The 18383-nt window shown below is 63.8% G+C and carries 14 protein-coding genes; all 14 read left to right on the forward strand.

Annotated features, from left to right (window positions below; translation table 11 throughout):
* Positions 1-5 precede the first annotated feature (5 nt).
* The 14 genes from murD to NKH91_RS09565 all read left to right on the forward strand — a co-directional run bounded on the left by murD (position 6) and on the right by NKH91_RS09565 (position 18381).
* A complete protein-coding gene (murD, locus tag NKH91_RS09500) occupies positions 6-1406 on the forward strand; it encodes a UDP-N-acetylmuramoyl-L-alanine--D-glutamate ligase (RefSeq protein ID WP_023721203.1) in 1401 nt (466 codons plus the stop codon).
* Positions 1406-2557, forward strand: a complete 1152-nt coding sequence (gene ftsW / locus NKH91_RS09505; RefSeq protein ID WP_023721202.1) for a putative lipid II flippase FtsW — start codon at positions 1406-1408, stop codon at positions 2555-2557. The genes murD and ftsW overlap by 1 nt, the downstream gene beginning before the upstream one ends.
* A gap of 1 nt (position 2558) precedes the next feature.
* Complete coding sequence (murG, locus tag NKH91_RS09510; protein ID WP_023721201.1) at positions 2559-3683, forward strand: undecaprenyldiphospho-muramoylpentapeptide beta-N-acetylglucosaminyltransferase; 1125 nt, start codon at positions 2559-2561, stop codon at positions 3681-3683.
* Positions 3683-5089: a UDP-N-acetylmuramate--L-alanine ligase gene (gene murC / locus NKH91_RS09515; protein WP_292664387.1), complete on the forward strand. Its 1407-nt coding sequence runs from the start codon at positions 3683-3685 to the stop codon at positions 5087-5089. Before murG ends, murC begins: the two co-directional genes overlap by 1 nt.
* Positions 5086-6051, forward strand: coding sequence for a UDP-N-acetylmuramate dehydrogenase (gene murB, locus NKH91_RS09520; protein ID WP_352589864.1), 966 nt, complete (start codon positions 5086-5088; stop codon positions 6049-6051). Before murC ends, murB begins: the two co-directional genes overlap by 4 nt.
* A 315-nt stretch (positions 6052-6366) precedes the next feature.
* Positions 6367-7293 (forward strand): D-alanine--D-alanine ligase, encoded by a 927-nt coding sequence (locus NKH91_RS09525; protein WP_023721198.1) that lies wholly within the window; start codon positions 6367-6369, stop codon positions 7291-7293.
* Entirely contained in the window at positions 7281-8222 is a 942-nt protein-coding gene (locus tag NKH91_RS09530) for a cell division protein FtsQ/DivIB (RefSeq protein ID WP_023721197.1), read from the forward strand. Before NKH91_RS09525 ends, NKH91_RS09530 begins: the two co-directional genes overlap by 13 nt.
* Positions 8219-9526: a cell division protein FtsA gene (ftsA, locus tag NKH91_RS09535; protein ID WP_023721196.1), complete on the forward strand. Its 1308-nt coding sequence runs from the start codon at positions 8219-8221 to the stop codon at positions 9524-9526. Before NKH91_RS09530 ends, ftsA begins: the two co-directional genes overlap by 4 nt.
* A gap of 67 nt (positions 9527-9593) precedes the next feature.
* Entirely contained in the window at positions 9594-11264 is a 1671-nt protein-coding gene (ftsZ, locus tag NKH91_RS09540; RefSeq protein ID WP_023721195.1) for a cell division protein FtsZ, read from the forward strand.
* Positions 11265-11543: 279 nt separating this feature from the next.
* A complete protein-coding gene (lpxC, locus tag NKH91_RS09545) occupies positions 11544-12491 on the forward strand; it encodes a UDP-3-O-acyl-N-acetylglucosamine deacetylase (protein WP_352481535.1) in 948 nt (315 codons plus the stop codon).
* Between the two features lie 204 nt (positions 12492-12695).
* Positions 12696-13565, forward strand: coding sequence for an outer membrane protein assembly factor BamD (locus NKH91_RS09550; protein ID WP_352456160.1), 870 nt, complete (start codon positions 12696-12698; stop codon positions 13563-13565).
* A 13-nt stretch (positions 13566-13578) separates the two neighbouring features.
* A complete protein-coding gene (gene recN / locus NKH91_RS09555) occupies positions 13579-15252 on the forward strand; it encodes a DNA repair protein RecN (RefSeq protein WP_352547022.1) in 1674 nt (557 codons plus the stop codon).
* A gap of 229 nt (positions 15253-15481) precedes the next feature.
* Complete coding sequence (gene ligA, locus NKH91_RS09560) at positions 15482-17689, forward strand: NAD-dependent DNA ligase LigA (RefSeq protein WP_352844520.1); 2208 nt, start codon at positions 15482-15484, stop codon at positions 17687-17689.
* Complete coding sequence (locus NKH91_RS09565; RefSeq protein WP_352844519.1) at positions 17689-18381, forward strand: DUF2461 domain-containing protein; 693 nt, start codon at positions 17689-17691, stop codon at positions 18379-18381. The genes ligA and NKH91_RS09565 overlap by 1 nt, the downstream gene beginning before the upstream one ends.
* Positions 18382-18383: the final 2 nt, after the last annotated feature.

Consider the following 18383-nt stretch of genomic DNA (forward strand, 5'->3'; position numbering starts at 1 on the left):
GCCGCTTGATCCCCGCCGCATCCTTTTCAGGCAAGCGCGTTTCGCTCTTCGGGCTCGGCGGCTCGGGGATTGCCACGGCGCGCGCGCTGATCGAGGGCGGCGCGGACGTCCTCGCCTGGGACGACAATCCCGACAGCGTTGCCAAGGCCGGCGCGGTCGGCATCGCCACCGCAGACCTGCGCGGCGCGGACTGGGCGAGGTTTTCCGCCTTCGTGCTGTCGCCCGGCGTGCCGCTGACGCATCCCAAGCCACACTGGACCGTCGAGCTCGCGCGGGGCTCAGGCGTGGAGATCATCGGCGATATCGAGCTTTTCTGCCGCGAGCGGACGGCGCGGGCGCCGGCAGCAGCCTTCATCGCCATCACCGGCACCAACGGCAAGTCGACGACCACGGCATTGACGGCGCACATCCTCAAATCGGCCGGGCGCGACACGCAGATGGGCGGCAATATCGGCCGCGCGGTGATGACGCTCGATCCGCCGCAGCCCGAGCGGCACTATGTGGTTGAGTGCTCGTCCTATCAGATCGATCTTGCCCCTTCGATCAATCCGACGGCCGGCATCCTGCTCAACCTGACGCCGGACCATCTCGATCGCCATGGCACGATGCAACACTACGCCTCGATCAAGGAGCGGCTGGTGGCCGGCAGCGAGACGGCAATCATCGGTGTCGACGATTCCTGGTGCGCCCAGATCGCCGACCGGCTGGAGCGAGCGGGCCGGCAGATCATTCGCATCTCCAAGCGCCTGCCGCTGACCGACGGCTATTTCGCCGAAGGCACCAACCTGATGGAAGCCGTGCACGGCCGCTACAGCCGGGTCGCCTTTCTCGAAGGCATCGGCTCGTTACGCGGCCAGCACAACGCGCAGAATGCGCTGGCCGCCGCCGCCGCCTGCCTCAAGGTCGGGCTCGAGCTCGGCGAGATCCAATCCGGACTGGAGAGTTTCCCGGGGCTGGCGCACCGCATGGAGCAGGTCGGCCGCAAAGGGCATGTGCTGTTCGTCAACGATTCCAAGGCGACCAATGCCGATGCCGCGGCACCGGCGCTGTCGAGCTTTGCGCGTATCTACTGGATTGCCGGAGGTCTGCCGAAAGAGGGTGGCATCGAGCCGTTGCGCGGCTTCTTCCCGCGTATCGCCAAGGCCTATCTGATCGGCGAAGCCGCACCGGCCTTTTCGGCGACGCTGGGCGAAGCGGTGCCCTACGAGATATCAGGCACGTTGGCTGCGGCGGTCGAACACGCCGCCCGCGATGCGGCCAAGGATAGTAGCGGCGAGGCGGTGGTGCTGCTGTCGCCGGCCTGCGCCAGTTTCGACCAGTTCAAGAATTTCGAAGTCCGCGGTGAGGCGTTCAGGCAAGCCGCAACCGCCATTGATGGCGTGAAGCCCATCGGAGGGACACGATAATGCAAAGCCGTCTCGACAAAAGCCCCGTGGCGACCTGGTGGTGGACGATCGATCGCTGGTTCCTGGCGGCGTTCCTGTCGCTGATGGGCCTCGGCATCGTTTTGTCCTTCGCCGCAAGCCCGGCGGTGGCCGAACGCATCGGACTAGACAGTTTCCACTTCGCCACACGCCAGATCATCTTCACCATTCCGGCACTTGGAGTGATGCTTGCCGTCTCGTTCCTTGAATCCAGGCAGATCCGGCGCATGGCGCTGGTCATGCTGTGCATCACGCTGTTTTTGATGGTGGCGGTGCTCTATATCGGCGTCGAGGTGAAAGGCGCGCGGCGCTGGGTATCGCTTGCCGGCCTGTCGATACAGCCGTCCGAGTTCCTGAAACCGGGCTTCGTCATCATCTGCGCCTGGCTGTTCGCCGAGCACAAGCGCCAGCCCGACATTCCGGGCAATCTGTTCGCCATGTTGCTGCTTGCGCTGGTCATCTCGCTGCTAGTGGCGCAGCCTGACCTGGGGCAGACCATGCTGGTGCTCGGCACCTGGGGGGTGATGTTCTTCATGGCCGGGCTGCCGTGGCTGTGGATCGTCGCGCTGGGTGCTGCCGGCGTCGGCGGCGTGTTCGCCGCCTATGCGGTGTTCCCGCACGTTGCCGGCCGCATCGACCGCTTCATGACCGGCGAGGGCGACACGTTCCAGGTCGACATGGGCCGCGAGGCGCTGATCAATGGCGGCTGGTTCGGCGTCGGGCCGGGCGAGGGCACCGTCAAGCGGGTCATCCCCGACAGCCATGCCGATTTCGTCTTCTCGGTCGCTGGCGAGGAATTCGGGCTGATCATGTGTTTCTTCATCATGTCCATCTTCGGCTTCATCGTGCTGCGCGGCCTCAACACGGCACTCAAGGAGCAGGACGATTTCACGCGCTACGCGGTTGGCGGCCTGGTCACCGTCTTCGGCCTGCAGTCGGTCATCAACATGGCCGTCAATCTGCAACTGATGCCGGCCAAGGGCATGACGCTGCCGTTCATCTCCTATGGCGGTTCCTCCCAGATCGCGATCGCCATCTCGATGGGCATGGTGCTGGCGCTGACGCGCAAGCGCCCGGAAAAGCGCAAGCAGCTGGGCTTCATGCCGTCGCCGCGTGCGATGCCGGCGGAGTGAGATGGCGAAGGGGGTCATCCTTCTAGCTGCTGGCGGAACGGGCGGACATCTGTTCCCGGCCGAGGCGCTGGCACATGAGCTCAAGGCGCGCGGCTGGGCGGTACATCTGGCCACCGACGACCGCGCCGAGCGCTTTGCCGGGCAGTTCCCGGCGACCGCCATCCATCCGATCCAGTCGGCGACGATGGGGTCGAAGAATCCTTTTGCCATGCTCGCCGCGTTTTGGAAAATCTGGCGCGGGGTGCGGCAGGCGTCGGCCGTCATCGCCAGCATCAAGCCCGCCATCGTGGTCGGCTTCGGCGGCTATCCGACACTGCCGCCGCTTTACGCGGCGACCCGGCGCAAGGTGCCGACGCTGATCCACGAGCAGAATGCGGTGATGGGCCGCGCCAATCGGGCGCTCGCCGGCCGCGTCGACGCCGTTGCCGGCGGGTTCCTGCCGGAAGACATCAGTGCCACTGGCGCCAAGACGGTGACCACCGGCAATCCGGTCAGGCCGCAAGTGTTGGAAGCAGCGAATACACCCTATGCTGCATCGGCCGGCGAAGAGCCGTTCCGGTTTCTGGTGTTTGGCGGCAGCCAGGGCGCGCAGTTCTTTTCCGATGCGGTGCCGGCGGCGATCGCCCGGTTTTCCGATGCACAGCGTAGGCGACTGGCGATCACGCAGCAGGCCCGCGCCGACGATGTGGCGCGGGTGGAAGCCGCCTATGCCGCGCTTGGCATCGAGGCCGAGGTGTCGCCCTTCTTCACCGACATGGCGGCGCGGCTCGCGGCGGCGCATCTGGTGATGTCGCGCTCCGGCGCGTCGACCGTATCGGAAATCGCGGTGATCGGCAGGCCGGCGCTGCTGGTGCCTTATCCGCACGCGCTCGACCACGACCAGGCGGCGAATGCGGCCGCCCTTGCCGCAGCGGGTGGCGCCGAGGTGCATCCGCAATCCACGCTTTCGGCGGAGCGGATCGCTGCGCTTGTCGGCGGGCTAATGGATGATCCAGGCAGGGCGGCGACAATGGCTGCGGCGGCGAAATCGTCCGGTAAACCGGATGCCGCGCGGTTGCTCGCCGATCTGACAGAGGCTATTGCGTCCAGGAAATCCGTTTCGGAATTCAGGAAGGAGACGCATTGATGAAGATGCCACAGACGATCGGCCTCGTGCATTTCATCGGCATTGGCGGCATCGGCATGAGCGGCATCGCCGAGGTGCTGCACAATCTCGGCTACAAGGTGCAGGGATCCGATCAGGCCGACAGCGCCAATGTGCAGCGGCTGCGCGACAAGGGCATCGAATGCTTCGTCGGCCACCAGGCCGAGAACCTCGGCGAGGCCGAAGTGGTCGTCGTCTCCACCGCAATCAAGAAATCCAACCCGGAGCTGAAGGCGGCGAGAGAGAAGTTGCTGCCGATCGTGCGGCGCGCCGAAATGCTAGCCGAGCTGATGCGCTTCCGGCAGGCGGTCGCGATCGGCGGCACGCACGGCAAGACAACGACGACTTCGATGGTGGCGACGCTACTCGATGCCGGCGGGCTCGACCCGACGGTGATCAATGGCGGCATCATCAATGCCTATGGCACCAACGCCCGCATGGGCGACGGCGAATGGATGGTGGTCGAGGCCGACGAGAGCGACGGCACCTTCCTCAAGCTGCCGGCCGAGATTGCCGTCGTCACCAATATCGACCCCGAACATCTCGACCATTACGGCTCCTTCGACAAAGTGCGCGAGGCGTTTCGCCAGTTCGTCGAGAACGTGCCGTTCTACGGCTTTGGCGTGATGTGCACCGACCATCCCGAGGTGCAGGCGCTGGTCGGCCGCATCGAGGACCGGCGCGTCATCACCTATGGCGAAAATGCGCAGGCCGACGTGCGCTTCACCAATCACCGCATGGACGGCCCGACCTCGGAATTCGACGTGGTGATCCGCGACCGCAAGACGCACGGCCAGATAACGATATCAGGTCTGCGGCTACCCATGCCCGGGCGCCACAATGTCTCCAATGCGACGGCGGCGATTGCCGTCGCGCATGAGCTCGGCCTTTCGGCTGAGGCAATCAAGAAGGGTCTGTCGTCCTTCGCCGGCGTCAAGCGGCGCTTCACCCATACCGGTTCGTGGAACGGTGTCGATGTGTTCGACGATTACGGTCATCATCCGGTCGAGATCACGGCGGTACTGAAGGCCGCGCGCAGCGCCACCAAGGGCCGCATCATCGCCGTTACCCAACCGCATCGCTTCACTCGGCTGCGCGATCTGTTCGACGAGTTTTCCGTCTGCTTCAACGACGCCGATACGGTAATGGTGGCGCCCGTCTATGCGGCCGGCGAGGAACCGATCGACGGCGTTACGTCCGACGCACTGGTGTCGCGCATCCGCTCCGGCGGCCATCGCGACGCACGCTACATCGAAGGTCCGGCGGCGATTGCGCCGATCGTGCGCGAGGTGGCGAAGCCGGGCGATTTCGTCGTCTTCCTCGGCGCTGGCAACATCACCCAATGGGCCTATGCGCTGCCCAAAGAACTCGGCGGGACTATCTCATGATGCGCGGCCAGGCGTTGATCGACAAGCTTGGCGACCGGCTTGCCGGACTGCGCGGCCGCATCACGCCCAATGCCGAGATGGACAAGATCACCTGGTTTCGAGCCGGCGGGCTCGCGGAGGCATTGTTCCAGCCGGCCGACGAGGACGATCTTGCCGCGTTCCTGAAGGCGGTGCCCGAGGAAATACCGCTGACCATCGTCGGCGTCGGCTCAAACCTGCTTGTCCGTGACGGCGGCATTGCGGGCTTCGTCATCCGGCTTTCGGCCAAAGGCTTTGGCGAGACCGAAGTGATAGCGCCGACCACGATCAAGGCGGGTGCCGCGACACCCGACAAGCGCGTTGCGGCCGTTGCCTACGAGGCCGGCATCGGCGGCTTTCATTTCTACCACGGCATTCCCGGCGCCATCGGCGGAGCGCTGAGGATGAACGCCGGCGCCAACGGTGTCGAGACGCGCGAGCGCGTGGTCGAGATGCGGGCGCTCGACCGCAAGGGCAATGTGCATGTGCTGAGCAACGCCGACATGGGCTATGCCTATCGCCATTCAGCTGCGCCGTCCGGGCTGATCTTCACGTCGGCGCTGTTCGAAGGCGTTCCGGAGGACAAGGCGGCGATCAAGGCCGCGATGGATGCTGTCCAGAACCATCGCGAGACCGTGCAGCCGATCCGCGAAAAGACCGGTGGCTCGACCTTCAAGAATCCCGAGGGCACCTCGGCCTGGAAGGAAATCGACAAGGCCGGCTGCCGCGGCCTGATGGTCGGCGGGGCACAGATGTCGCCGATGCATTGCAACTTCATGATCAACACCGGGACCGCCACAGGCTACGAGCTTGAATATCTCGGTGAGACGGTGCGTGCGCGCGTGCTCGAAAGATCGGGCATCCGGCTGCAGTGGGAGATCAAGCGCATCGGCAATTTTCGGCCGGGCCATGCCGTCCAGGAATTTCTCGGGCAGCTGCTTTAGCGCAAGCCGAAGACCGTTGCCTCCGGACCTCATGAATTCACATTTTGCTGCCGTTTTTGCGGAAAGTGAATCCATCGGAATCGTAAGCACTTGCCAGCGAATCAACTCTCTGATTCTCTGCCCTGAAGCGTTTCCTGATTTGAGTCGTTTCGACGCGTTACTCGCGTTTCCGTCTGGGGGGGCAACCTGCCGGGAGACTCGGACTCAATGTTGCGGAAACACGGGAGCAAAGCTGCTCGGCGTATTTGAGTGCGCGCGATGCTTTTCGGGCCATGCACGATGGTGCAGGCCTGCTGTGAGAGGAAATGACGGGGAATGACAAGCAAGCACGTGGCCGTCCTTCTGGGGGGATTCTCGTCCGAGCGGCCCGTGTCCCTGTCGTCGGGCAAAGCCTGCGCCGATACACTCGAGGGGGAGGGCTACCAGGTCACCCGGGTCGACGTCTCGCGCGACATCAGCTCGGTGCTCGTCGAGCTCAAGCCCGACGTCGTCTTCAACGCGCTGCACGGCCCCTTCGGCGAGGACGGCACCATCCAGGGCATCCTCGAGTATCTGGCCATTCCGTACACCCATTCCGGCGTGCTTGCCTCGGCGCTCGCGATGAACAAGGAACAGGCCAAGAAGGTCGCCAAAGCGGCCGGCATTCCGGTAGCGGAATCGAAGGTGGCCAATCGCTTCGCCATCCAGAACAAGCACCCGATGAAGCCGCCCTATGTGGTCAAGCCGGTCAACGAAGGATCGAGCTTCGGCGTCGTCATCGTGCATGAAGGCCAGTCGCATCCACCGCAGATCATCGGCTCGTCCGAGTGGAGATATGGCGATACGGTGATGGTCGAGCGTTATGTGCACGGGCGAGAATTGACGTGCGCGGTGATGGGCGATGTGGCGCTCGGTGTCTGCGAGATCATCCCGACCGGCCATTCCTTCTACGACTATGATTCAAAATACGTCGCGGGCGGATCAAAACACGAATGCCCGGCAAAACTTTCACCGAATATTTACCAAAAAATACAGACACTGACGCTCAAGGCTCACCAAGCTATCGGCTGTCGGGGCGTTTCCCGGTCGGACTTCCGTTATGACGATCGTCACTCCGAAAACGGTGAAATTGTCTGGCTCGAGGTCAACACCCAGCCGGGTATGACGCCGACGTCTTTGGTGCCGGAAATCGCCGCGCAAGCGGGACACTCGTTCGGCGATTTGTTGAGTTGGATGGTGGAGGACGCTTCGTGTCTGCGTTGAAGTGGGGACAGGGCAAGGGGAAGGGCGCGGCCGGGCCGGTGCTGTTCGGCATGCCGTTGTCGTTCGACCATTTCGTGCTGCCACGCCTGCTCCGCCGGCCGGTGCGTGTGCTGGCGCGCCTCGGCGAGGGCGATTTCGAAGCGCCGCCCTATTGCGCTGCCATCCTGTCGGCGGCACTGCTTATTTCGAGCAGCGCCTATGGCGCCTATCTCGGCGGGCATGCCGACGCCATCGTCCAGAGTGTCACCGCCCGCACCGGTTTTGCCGTCGACCAAGTCAAGGTCGTCGGCAACCGCGAAACCTCCGAGATCGATATTCTCGACAGGCTGGAACTCGACGGCTGGACCTCGCTGATCGGTTTCGATGCCGAAGCTGCGCGCGAACGCATCACCACGCTGCCCTGGGTCGAAGCCGCGGCAGTGCGCAAAGTCTACCCGCATACGCTGGAAGTGCGCGTCGAGGAGCGCGAGCCGTTCGCGCTGTGGCAGCAAGGGAGCGCGCTTTCGGTCATCGAGAAATCCGGCACCGTGATCGCGCCGTTCTCCGGCGGCAAGCAGATATTGCTGCCGCTGATCATCGGCACCGGCGCACCGGCCAAGGCGCCGGATTTCCTGGCCAGGATCAAGAATTATCCGGAGCTTGCCGCGCGGATCAAAGGCTATATCCGCATCGGCGAACGGCGCTGGGATCTCAAGCTTGAGAATGGCATCACCGTCAAGCTTCCCGAAGACGGTGAGGACCAGGCGATTGCCGACCTGGTCAGGATGGACCACGAGAACGGGCTTTTGACGCGCGACATCGCAGCCGTCGACATGCGCCTTTCCGACCGTCTGGTCGTCCAGTTGACGCCGGAAGCGGCGACGCAGCGCGAGGCTGCGCTTAACGAAAAGCCCAAGATGCTGAAGCGCAAGCCGGAGACGAAGATATGAGCTGGCTTGGCGGCAACAGCGATGCCTCGTCGCGCCGGTCCGGCATCCTGACGGTGCTGGATGTCGGTTCCAGCAAGGTCTGCTGCGTGGTGGCCAAGCTCAAGCCGCGCGACGATGGCAAGCTGCTGCGCGGACGCTCGCATCGCATCCAGGTGATCGGCATCGGCCACCAGAAATCGCAAGGCGTGAAATCGGGCGTCGTCATCGATCTCGACCGTGCCGAGCACGCCATCCGTCTTGCCGTCGACGCCGCCGAACGCATGGCGGGACTGACGGTCGATTCGCTGATCGTCAACATGACCGCCGGCCGGCTGAAGAGCGAGGCTTTTTCGGCCACCATCAATCTCGGCGGTCATGAAGCAGACGAGGCCGACATCAAACGCGTGCTTGCCGCCGGCGCCAAGCAGGCGCTGCGGGCTGAGCGCGAGGTGATCCATTCGCTTCCCGTGGCCTTTTCGCTGGATGCCGAGCGCGGTGTGCGCGATCCGCGCGGCATGGTTGGCGACCAGCTTGGCGTCGACATGCACGTGCTGACAGGCGACGCGGCGCCTCTGCGCAATCTGGAGCTCTGCATCAACCGCTCGCATCTCTCGGTCGAGCGCATGGTGGCGACACCCTATGCCAGCGGGCTAGCCGCCCTGGTCGACGACGAGCTCGAAATGGGCGCGGCCTGCATCGACATGGGCGGCGGCACGACGACGATCTCGGTATTTTCGGAAGGCAAGTTCGTCCACGGCGACGCCATCGCGATTGGCGGCAACCACGTCACGCTGGATATGGCCAAGGGCCTGTCGACCTCGCTCGATGCCGCTGAAAGGCTGAAAGTGATGCATGGCTCGGCGCTGCCAGGAAGCGCCGACGACCGCGACCTGGTCTCGATCCATCCGATCGGCGAAGACGGCGAGGTGCCGTTGCAGATTCCGCGCTCGGTGATGACGCGCATCATCCGCGCCCGCATCGACGAGACGCTGGAACTGCTGCGCGACCGGCTGAACAAGTCCGGCTACGGCAATGCCGTCGGCAAGCGGGTGGTGCTGACCGGCGGCGCCAGCCAGCTTGCCGGCCTGCCCGAAGCCGCACGCCGCATTCTCGGCCGCAATGTGCGCATTGGCCGCCCGCTCGGCGTGGCAGGCCTGCCCGAGGCGGCCAAGGGGCCGGCTTTCTCGACCCCGGTCGGACTTCTGATCTACCCGCAGATGGCGAGCTTCGAGAGCCGCCCGGCGAAGGGAATTTCCGGTCTTCGGATGACCGGAACAGGCGGAAAACTGCATCGAATGAGTCAGTGGTTGAGAGACAGTTTTTAATTTGACGGGGACAGCCCCATAGGCGGCCGCGGCGGCGAAGCGGCGGGAAAGGCAAAGGACGAAGACAATGACCATCAATCTGCAGAAGCCGGACATCACCGAGCTCAAGCCGCGCATCACCGTGTTTGGTGTCGGCGGCGGCGGCGGCAATGCCGTCAACAACATGATCACCGCCGGCTTGCGCGGCGTCGAGTTCGTGGTGGCCAACACCGACGCGCAGGCACTGACGATGTCGAAGGCCGAGCGGCTGATCCAGCTCGGTGCGCATGTCACCGAGGGTCTCGGCGCCGGATCGCAGCCTGAAGTCGGGCGCGCGGCGGCGGAAGAGTGCATCGACGAGATCATCGATCATCTCTCGAACACGCATATGTGCTTCGTTACCGCCGGCATGGGCGGCGGCACCGGCACCGGGGCGGCGCCCGTGGTCGCGCGCGCTGCCCGCGAAAAGGGCATCCTTACCGTCGGCGTCGTCACCAAGCCGTTCCACTTCGAAGGCCAGCGCCGCATGAAGACGGCCGACATGGGTATCGAGGAACTGCAGAAATGTGTCGATACGCTGATCGTCATTCCCAACCAGAACCTGTTCCGGCTGGCCAATGACAAGACGACCTTCGCCGACGCCTTCGCCATGGCCGACCAGGTGCTCTATTCGGGTGTCGCCTGCATCACCGACCTGATGGTCAAGGAAGGCCTGATCAATCTCGACTTCGCCGACGTCCGCTCGGTCATGCGCGAAATGGGCAAGGCGATGATGGGAACCGGCGAGGCTTCGGGCGAGGGCCGCGCAATGGCCGCCGCGGAAGCCGCCATCGCCAACCCGCTGCTCGACGAGACCTCGATGAAGGGCGCCAAGGGCCTGCTGATCTCGATCACCGGCGGCCGCGACCTGACACTGTTCGAAGTCGACGAGGCCGCAACCCGCATTCGCGAAGAGGTCGACCAGGACGCCAACATCATTCTGGGCGCCACCTTCGATGAGGAACTCGAAGGCGTTATCCGCGTGTCGGTGGTCGCCACCGGCATCGACAAATCGGCGGCCGAAATCGCTGCAGCGCCGATCGCCATCCGCACGGCTCCGCCGAAGCCGGTCAGCCGCCCGGCGGCTCAGGTCACGGAAATGCGCCCGGCGCCTGTCCAGCAGCCGATCTATGAACCACGTGCTGCCGATCCGGTCGCCGAGGCCATTCAGCTCGCCGAGGCGAATGCGGCAGCGATGGCGCAGGCCCGCCCGGCACCGGTCGCGCATTCGGAAGACTTCCGTCCGCAGAGCAAGATCTTCCAGGCGCCTCCCGCTCAGCCGCAGCCGATGATGCAGCCAGTGGTTCAGCAAGCGATGCAGCCGGCTCCGCATCGTGAAATGCCGCAGCCGATTGCCGCGGCACCCCAGCGCATGCCGCGGGTAGAGGATTTCCCGCCGCAGGTGAAGGCTGAAGTGGAAGCCAAGGCCCGCCCGGCCGACCACGAGAACAGCGGCCCGATGGGCTTGCTCAAGCGCCTGACCAACGGCCTAACCCGCCGCGAAGAGGAACCTGCACGGCTGCAGCCGGCGCAGCCGCGCGAACCGAAACTGCGCCAGGCGCCGGCGGAAGTGCGCCGCCTAGCCAGCCAGGATCCGCAGCTTTACGCGCCGCGCCGCGGCCAGCTGGACGAGCAGGGCCGACTGACGCCGCAGAGCCGGGCTGTCCAGGAAGACGATCAGCTGGAGATTCCCGCCTTCCTGCGCCGGCAGGCCAATTGATCTGTTGACGGTTCGTAACAGTTGTTAACAGGCGAGCAGGAAACTGTTCGCCTGTTAATATTAAAAGCGATTTTAAAACAAGGACTTATGGGGCAATCCCGCGCTGGACCGCAGTTACAAAGAGTAAGAAACCGTGATTTGGAGTCTCCCTGTGGGACCATTATCTTCGCCACCGACCAAAGTCGGTTTGCTGGGAGTCTCGGGGAAGTGGCCCTGCCTGCCGATCAATCAAGAGCCGCGCCCTCAGGGCAGATGAAGCGGACCTAGGCAGTACGGGCTATGGGGATTGTTTTGCACGACTATCAGACGACACTTAAATCGCGTGCGACGCTGACTGGTATCGGCGTCCATAGCGGCAATCCGGTCACCGTCCATTTCCTGCCGGCAGATGCCGATACGGGTATCGTCTTCCAGCTTTCGAATGCAAGCGGAAGCCACGAATTTCGCGCGCTCGTTTCCGAGGTCGGTGCCACCGACCTCTGCACCATGCTTGGCGATCCGCAAGGCGAGCACATTGCCACGGTCGAGCATCTGATGGCGACGCTCTTTGGGCTTGGGATCGACAATCTCGTCATTGAAATCGACGGCCGTGAGGTGCCTATCCTCGACGGCAGCGCGGTCATGTTCATCGAGGCCATGGACCAGGCAGGCATCGAAACGCTGCCGGTCAAGCGTCGCTACATCAGGGTGGTCAAGCCGGTTCGCATCGAGAACGGCGCCTGCTGGGCGGAGTTCAGGCCCTATGATGGCACGCGCTTCGAGATCGAGATCGATTTCGAAAGCCCGGCGATCGGCCGCCAGCTTTTCGCATCCGATATGAATGCCGACATTTTCCGCCGCGACGTCGCGCGGGCCCGCACTTTCGGGTTCATGAAGGACGTCGAGCGGCTATGGGCAGCTGGCTACGCGCTCGGCTCCTCGCTGGAGAACTCGCTGGTGATCGGCGATGACAACCGCGTGATCAACATGGGAGGCCTGCGCTATCCCAACGAGTTCGCGCGGCACAAGACGATGGATGCAATGGGCGACCTGGCGCTCGCCGGTGCCCGGTTTATCGGCTGCTTCCGCTCCTATCGTGGTGGCCACAGGCTGAACGCCGCGGCGCTGCGCCGTCTCTTGTCCGACCGTTCGGCTTTCGAGATCGTCGAGACGACGCGCCGCGAGCGCGGCCGTGCCGCCGAGATGAGCGCTGTCAATGCCCCCCTCTTTGCGCCCTGGATGATCTGATTCTTAACGTTTTTGCGGCTCTTATTGCGATCAGCTGTGTTGCAAGGATGCATCACTGGCCGGCCAAATCGCACAGCTTTCCAGGTGGCGCCAAACCGCCACAAAAATGTGCGATTGGCCGGGGATAGCGTTGCCGGGCAAGGCGGTTATGGTTTATGGCTGCTGCCGTCGACTGAAATGACGCCGAAAGGGCGGAATCCAATCATGTTTTTCAAGCGAGTTGGTCAATCGAAGGCGCCGCGGCGGGCTGTTTTCCTGGCGCTTTCGGTCGTCGTTCCATCGCTGTTTCTGTCGGCCTGCATGTCGTCCGAGAAGGACGTCGATCTATCGACCTATGTCGATCAGACCGAGCCGGCCGACGTGCTCTATAATCAGGGTCTCGCCAATCTGAATGCCGGGCGCCTGCAGGAGGCAAGCCGCAAATTCGATGCCGTCGACCGCCAGCATCCGTATTCGGAATTCGCCCGCAAATCGATGGTGATGGGCGCCTTTGCCGACTACCGTCAGGGCAATTACGACGAGGCGATCGGTTCGGCCAAGCGCTACCTGACCCTTTACCCGTCGACCGACGATGCAGCCTATGCCCAATATATTATCGGGCTGAGCTACTACCGCCAGATCAAGGACGTCACCCAGGACCAGAAGGAAGCGCGTCTTACCGTGCAGACGATGCAGGACCTGGTGACGCGCTGGCCCACGTCCGAATATGCCGACGACGCCAAGGAGAAGATCCGCTTCGCCAACGATCAGCTCGCCGGCAAAGAGATGCAGATCGGCCGCTATTATCTCGAGCGCCGCGAGTACATCGCAGCCGTCAAACGATTCCGCAACGTGGTGGAGAACTATTCCAACACACGCCATGTCGAGGAGGCGCTGGCGCGTCTGACCGAGAGCTACTACGCGATGGGGCTGACGTCGGAAGCGCAGACCGCCGCGGCCGTGCTCGGCACCAACTATCCCGACAGCCAGTGGTACAAGGACTCCTATAAGCTCCTGCAGAGTGGTGGGCTCGAGCCGCGCGAGAATGCCGGATCGTGGATCTCCAAGGCCGGGAAGCTGATCACCGGCGCCTGAGCGGCGCGTCACCATGCTCTCCAGGCTGTCGATCCGCGATATCGTTCTGATCGAGAAGCTGGACATCGACTTCTCGTCCGGCCTTTCGGTGCTGACCGGCGAAACCGGCGCCGGAAAGTCCATCCTGCTCGACGCCTTGTCGCTGGCGCTTGGCGCCCGCGGCGACGCCTCGCTGGTGCGGCATGGCGCGGCACAAGGCCAGGTCATCGCTGTGTTCGACGTGCCGCGCAACCACCCGGCCCGTATGCTGCTCGCCGAGAACGCCATCGAGGACGACGGCGACATCATCCTGCGCCGCGTCCAGACGGCGGACGGCCGCACGCGCGTTTTCGTCAACGACCAGCCGTCCAGCGTGACGCTGATGCGCGACGTCGGCCATGCGCTGGTCGAGATCCACGGCCAGCACGACGAGCGCGCTTTGGTCGATCCCGGTGCGCATCGGGAATTGCTGGACAGCTTCGGCGGTCATCTGGGCGCCGCGCGTGCAACAGGCGAGGCGTGGCGGCACTGGCGCGCCTGCGAGCAGGAATTTTCACGGCACCGGGCCAAAGTCGAGGCGGCTTCCCGCGAGGCCGATTATCTGCGTGCGGCGGTCGCCGAATTGACCAGGCTCGATCCGCAACCGGGTGAAGAGACCGAGCTCGCCGAACTGCGCGCCTCGATGATGCGTGCCGAAAAGATCGCCTCGGAAATCCACGATGCGCAGGATGTGCTCTCGGGCCCGTCCTCACCCTTGCCGCAGTTGGCCAGCCTGCTCAGGCGGCTGCAGCGCAAGGTGACGGAAGCGCCCGGCTTGCTTGAAGAGGTCGTCAAATCGCTCGACGAGGCGATGCTGTCGCTCGACGCGGCGCAGTCGGGCGTGGAAGCAGCACTTCGCGCCACTGAATATGATCCGCAGCGGCTGGAGAAGGCCGAGGAGCGGCTGTTTGCGCTGCGTGCCGCCTCGCGCAAGCACAGCGTCGCTGTCGACGATCTGGCGCAACTGCGCGACACCATGGCGGCCGACCTTACCGATCTCGACGCTGGCGAAGAGCGCCTGCATGCGCTGGAGAGACAGGCTGCAGCTGCGCGTCAGGCCTATGACATTACGGCGGCCCAGCTGTCGTCGCTTCGCCATGCGGCGGCCGCAGGGCTGACCAAGGCGGTAATGGCCGAACTGCCGGCGCTGAAGCTCGAACGGGCTGAGTTCATCGTCGAGATCGCAAGCGATGCCGGGAGCCGCATGGAAGAAGGCATCGACCAGGTCGAGTTCTGGGTGCACACCAACCCCGGCACCCGGCCCGGCCCAATGATGAAGGTCGCTTCCGGCGGCGAGCTTTCGCGCTTTCTGCTGGCACTCAAGGTGGCGCTGGCCGATCGCGGCTCGGCGCCGACCCTGGTCTTCGACGAAATCGACACCGGGGTAGGCGGCGCGGTTGCCGACGCCATCGGCCAGCGGCTGGCGCGGCTGGCAAAGCGCGTGCAGGTGCTTTCGGTCACGCACGCGCCGCAAGTGGCGGCGCGCGCCGCGACGCATTTCCTGATCTCCAAGTCAGGCGGGGCCGACCGGGTGTCGACCGGCATCGCCGAGATGGACCGGGCGGCGCGGCAGGAGGAGATCGCGCGCATGCTCGCCGGCGCCACCATCACCGACGAGGCGCGCGCGGCGGCCGAGCGCTTGCTGCGGGAGAACATCGCGGCAGCGTAGAGCGGTTCATCACGCCGAACCGCTCTACCTCTTTGTTTTGCGCGATTCCGGACGGAAAACCGTTTCACACTTTTCCTGGAATTGCTCTAGACGAGTTCGTTTCCGGCGCTCGTGACCTGAGTCAGGGTCTGGCTCCATCCTGCTGTTCAGGAATGATTTCCGTGTCTGATCTCTCCCTCATGAGAGAATCCTGTTCTATTGTGTCGCGCCACCGTGGAGGGAGCAGTGTATGGACGAAAAACCAGTCGATTCGCTCAGCGAAAGCGAGGCGGCAAGCGAGTTGAAGCGGTTGGCGCAGGAGATCGCCGAGCACGACCGGCGCTACCATGGCGAGGACGCGCCGATAATCACGGACGCGGAATATGACGCGCTGACGCGGCGCAATCTCGCCATCGAACAGCGCTTCCCTGCTTTGCTGCGTGAGGATTCCCCCTCACGCAGGGTCGGCGCGCCACCGGCGGAAGGCTTTGCCAAGGTGCGTCATGCGGTGCCGATGCTCAGCCTCGCCAAGGCCTATACCGACCAGGATGTCGCCGATTTCATCGTACGTGGCCGGCGGTTCTTTGATCGCGACAAGGATCTGGACATCGCCTTCACGGCTGAGCCGAAGATCGACGGGCTGTCGGCTTCGCTGCGTTATGAAGGTGGTGTGTTCGTGCAGGGGGCAACGCGCGGCGACGGCGCCGTTGGCGAGGACATCACCGCCAATCTGAGGACCATCGCCGACATTCCCAAGACCTTGAAGGGATCGGGCTGGCCCGAGGTCATCGAAATACGCGGTGAGGTCTATATGACCTACGCGGAATTCGAGGCGTTGAAGCAGCGCTCGGCGGCGATCGGCGGCCAGGATTACGTCAATCCGCGCAATACCGCGGCCGGGTCGCTCCGTCAGAAGGACCCGTCTATTACCGCCAGCCGCAACCTCAAGTTCTTTGCCTACGCCTGGGGCTTTACCACAAAGGATCCGGCTCCGACCCAGTACGATTCCGTGCAGAAATTCGCGGAGTGGGGGTTCAAGGTCAGCCCGCTGATGGTCCGGGCAAGATCGGTCGAGGAACTGGTCGCGCATTATCACCTGATCGAGACCCAGCGCTCATCACTGGGCTACGACATCGACGGCGTCGTCTACAAGGTCGACCAGCTGGAATTGCAGCGCAGATGGGGTTTCGTCACTGGCGAACCACGCTGGGCCATCGCCCACAAATTTCCGGCCGAACAGGCCATGACAACCGTGCTGAGGATCGACATTCAGGTCGGCCGTACCGGTACGCTGGCGCCCGTTGCCCGGCTTGCACCCGTCACGGTCGGCGGCGTCGTGGTCGAAAACGTCACGCTTCACAACGAAGATTACATCAAGGGTCTGGATAGCAACGGCCAGCCGATCCGCGACGGCTATGACGTGCGTATCGGCGACACAGTGGTCATCCAGCGGGCAGGGGACGTCATTCCGCAGATCGTCAGCGTCGTAGCCGATAAGCGTCCGCCAGATGCCGTGCCCTACGAATTCCCGCACAAATGTCCGATCTGTGGCTCACCCGCAACGCGCGAGATCAACGAGAAGACCGGCAAGGAGGATTCCCGCCGACGTTGCACCGGCGAGCTGATCTGCCCTGCGCAGGCCGTGGAAGGATTGCGCCACTTTGTGTCGCGCGGCGCCATGGATATCGAAGGCCTGGGCGCTGAAAACATAGACCTGTTCTTCAATGCCGGGTTGATCAAGACAGCTGCCGATATCTTCACGCTCAGGGACCGCCGTCCCGCCGTCACCAAGGCGCTGGCGGAACGGCGGGAGGAGCAGGCCAGGCAGCGTGAGGCCGCATCGGGCAAGACGCGCAAGAATGTACGCAGTGTCGAGGAACGCAACTACGACGGCCTCGACAAGCTCTTCGCTGCCATCGACGCTCGCCGCGAACCCGAACTCGATCGCTTCATCTTTGCGCTGGGCATCCGCCATATCGGCGAAACGACGGCCGCTGTGCTTGCCCGAACCTTCTCGACGATCGAGGAGTTGATCCGCATTGGCAAGGAGACGGCGGCGGCGGCCGATCCACACACCGTTTTTCCTTCGATCAACGGCATCGGCGATACGGTGATAGGTGCGCTTCGCGATTTCTTCGGCAATGAACGCAACGACGCCGTGCTTGAAGCGCTGCTCACACAGGTCCACCCGAAGCCATACATTGTGAACGTCTCAGCCGATAGTGCGGTCGCCGGCAAGACAATCGTGTTTACAGGCACGCTGGAAAAGATGACGCGCCCCGAGGCCAAGGCGATGGCTGAACGTCTCGGCGCGAAGGTCGCCGGCTCGGTTTCTGCGAAGACCGATCTCCTGGTAGCGGGGCCGGGCGCCGGTTCCAAGCTGAAGGACGCGACCAAATTCGGCATCGAGGTGATCGACGAGGACACCTGGCTGCAGCGGATCGGCAAGGGCGGGTGATGGCGGCTGTGTTCTACGGTTTTGGGCAAAAGGCCATTCCCTTCCTCAAGGCGCTCGATTTTCATCAGAGCCGGGAGTGGTTTTTGGAAAACCGCCACCTTTTCGAACGCGACCTGCGTGATCCCTTCGGCGATCTGGTCGAGACGCTCTCCGAGCGCTTCACGGCCGCGGGGCTCGGCCTGCGCGGCGACCGCAAGAAGTCGCTGTTCCGGATTAACCGCGATGTGCGTTTCGCCAAGGACAAACGGCCCTATAACCGGCATTTGTCGGCGATCCTTTCGCCTGACGGCACCAAGATGGAACAGGGCGTGTTTTACGTCCATATCGGGCTCGAGCGCTGCTTTGCCGCCGTTGCCTGGTGGCAGCCCGGACCGGAGCTATTGCTGGCACTGCGCAACGCGATCGCGAAGCGGCCGGCTGAATTCCGCACCCTCGTCGCGGCGCTGAAAAAGAACGGCCTTGAGCTCGACCCGGACGGCTGCATGAAGCGCACGCCGCGCGGCTTCGAGCATATCGCCGAGCCCGATCTCGCCGCCGCGATCCGCAACCGGCATTTTGCCGTCCGGCACGCAGTCGAGCCGGCGGATATTTATGGAGCTGGATTGGTCGACGAACTCGTCGACTTCGTCATGCGGGCAAAACCGCTGCTCGACTGGGGCAGGGCGATCGAAGGCAAGGCTTCGCCGCGCTAGCG

Origin of the sequence: Mesorhizobium sp. M0894 (assembly GCF_040319725.1) — a bacterium.
Lineage (GTDB): Bacteria > Pseudomonadota > Alphaproteobacteria > Rhizobiales > Rhizobiaceae > Mesorhizobium.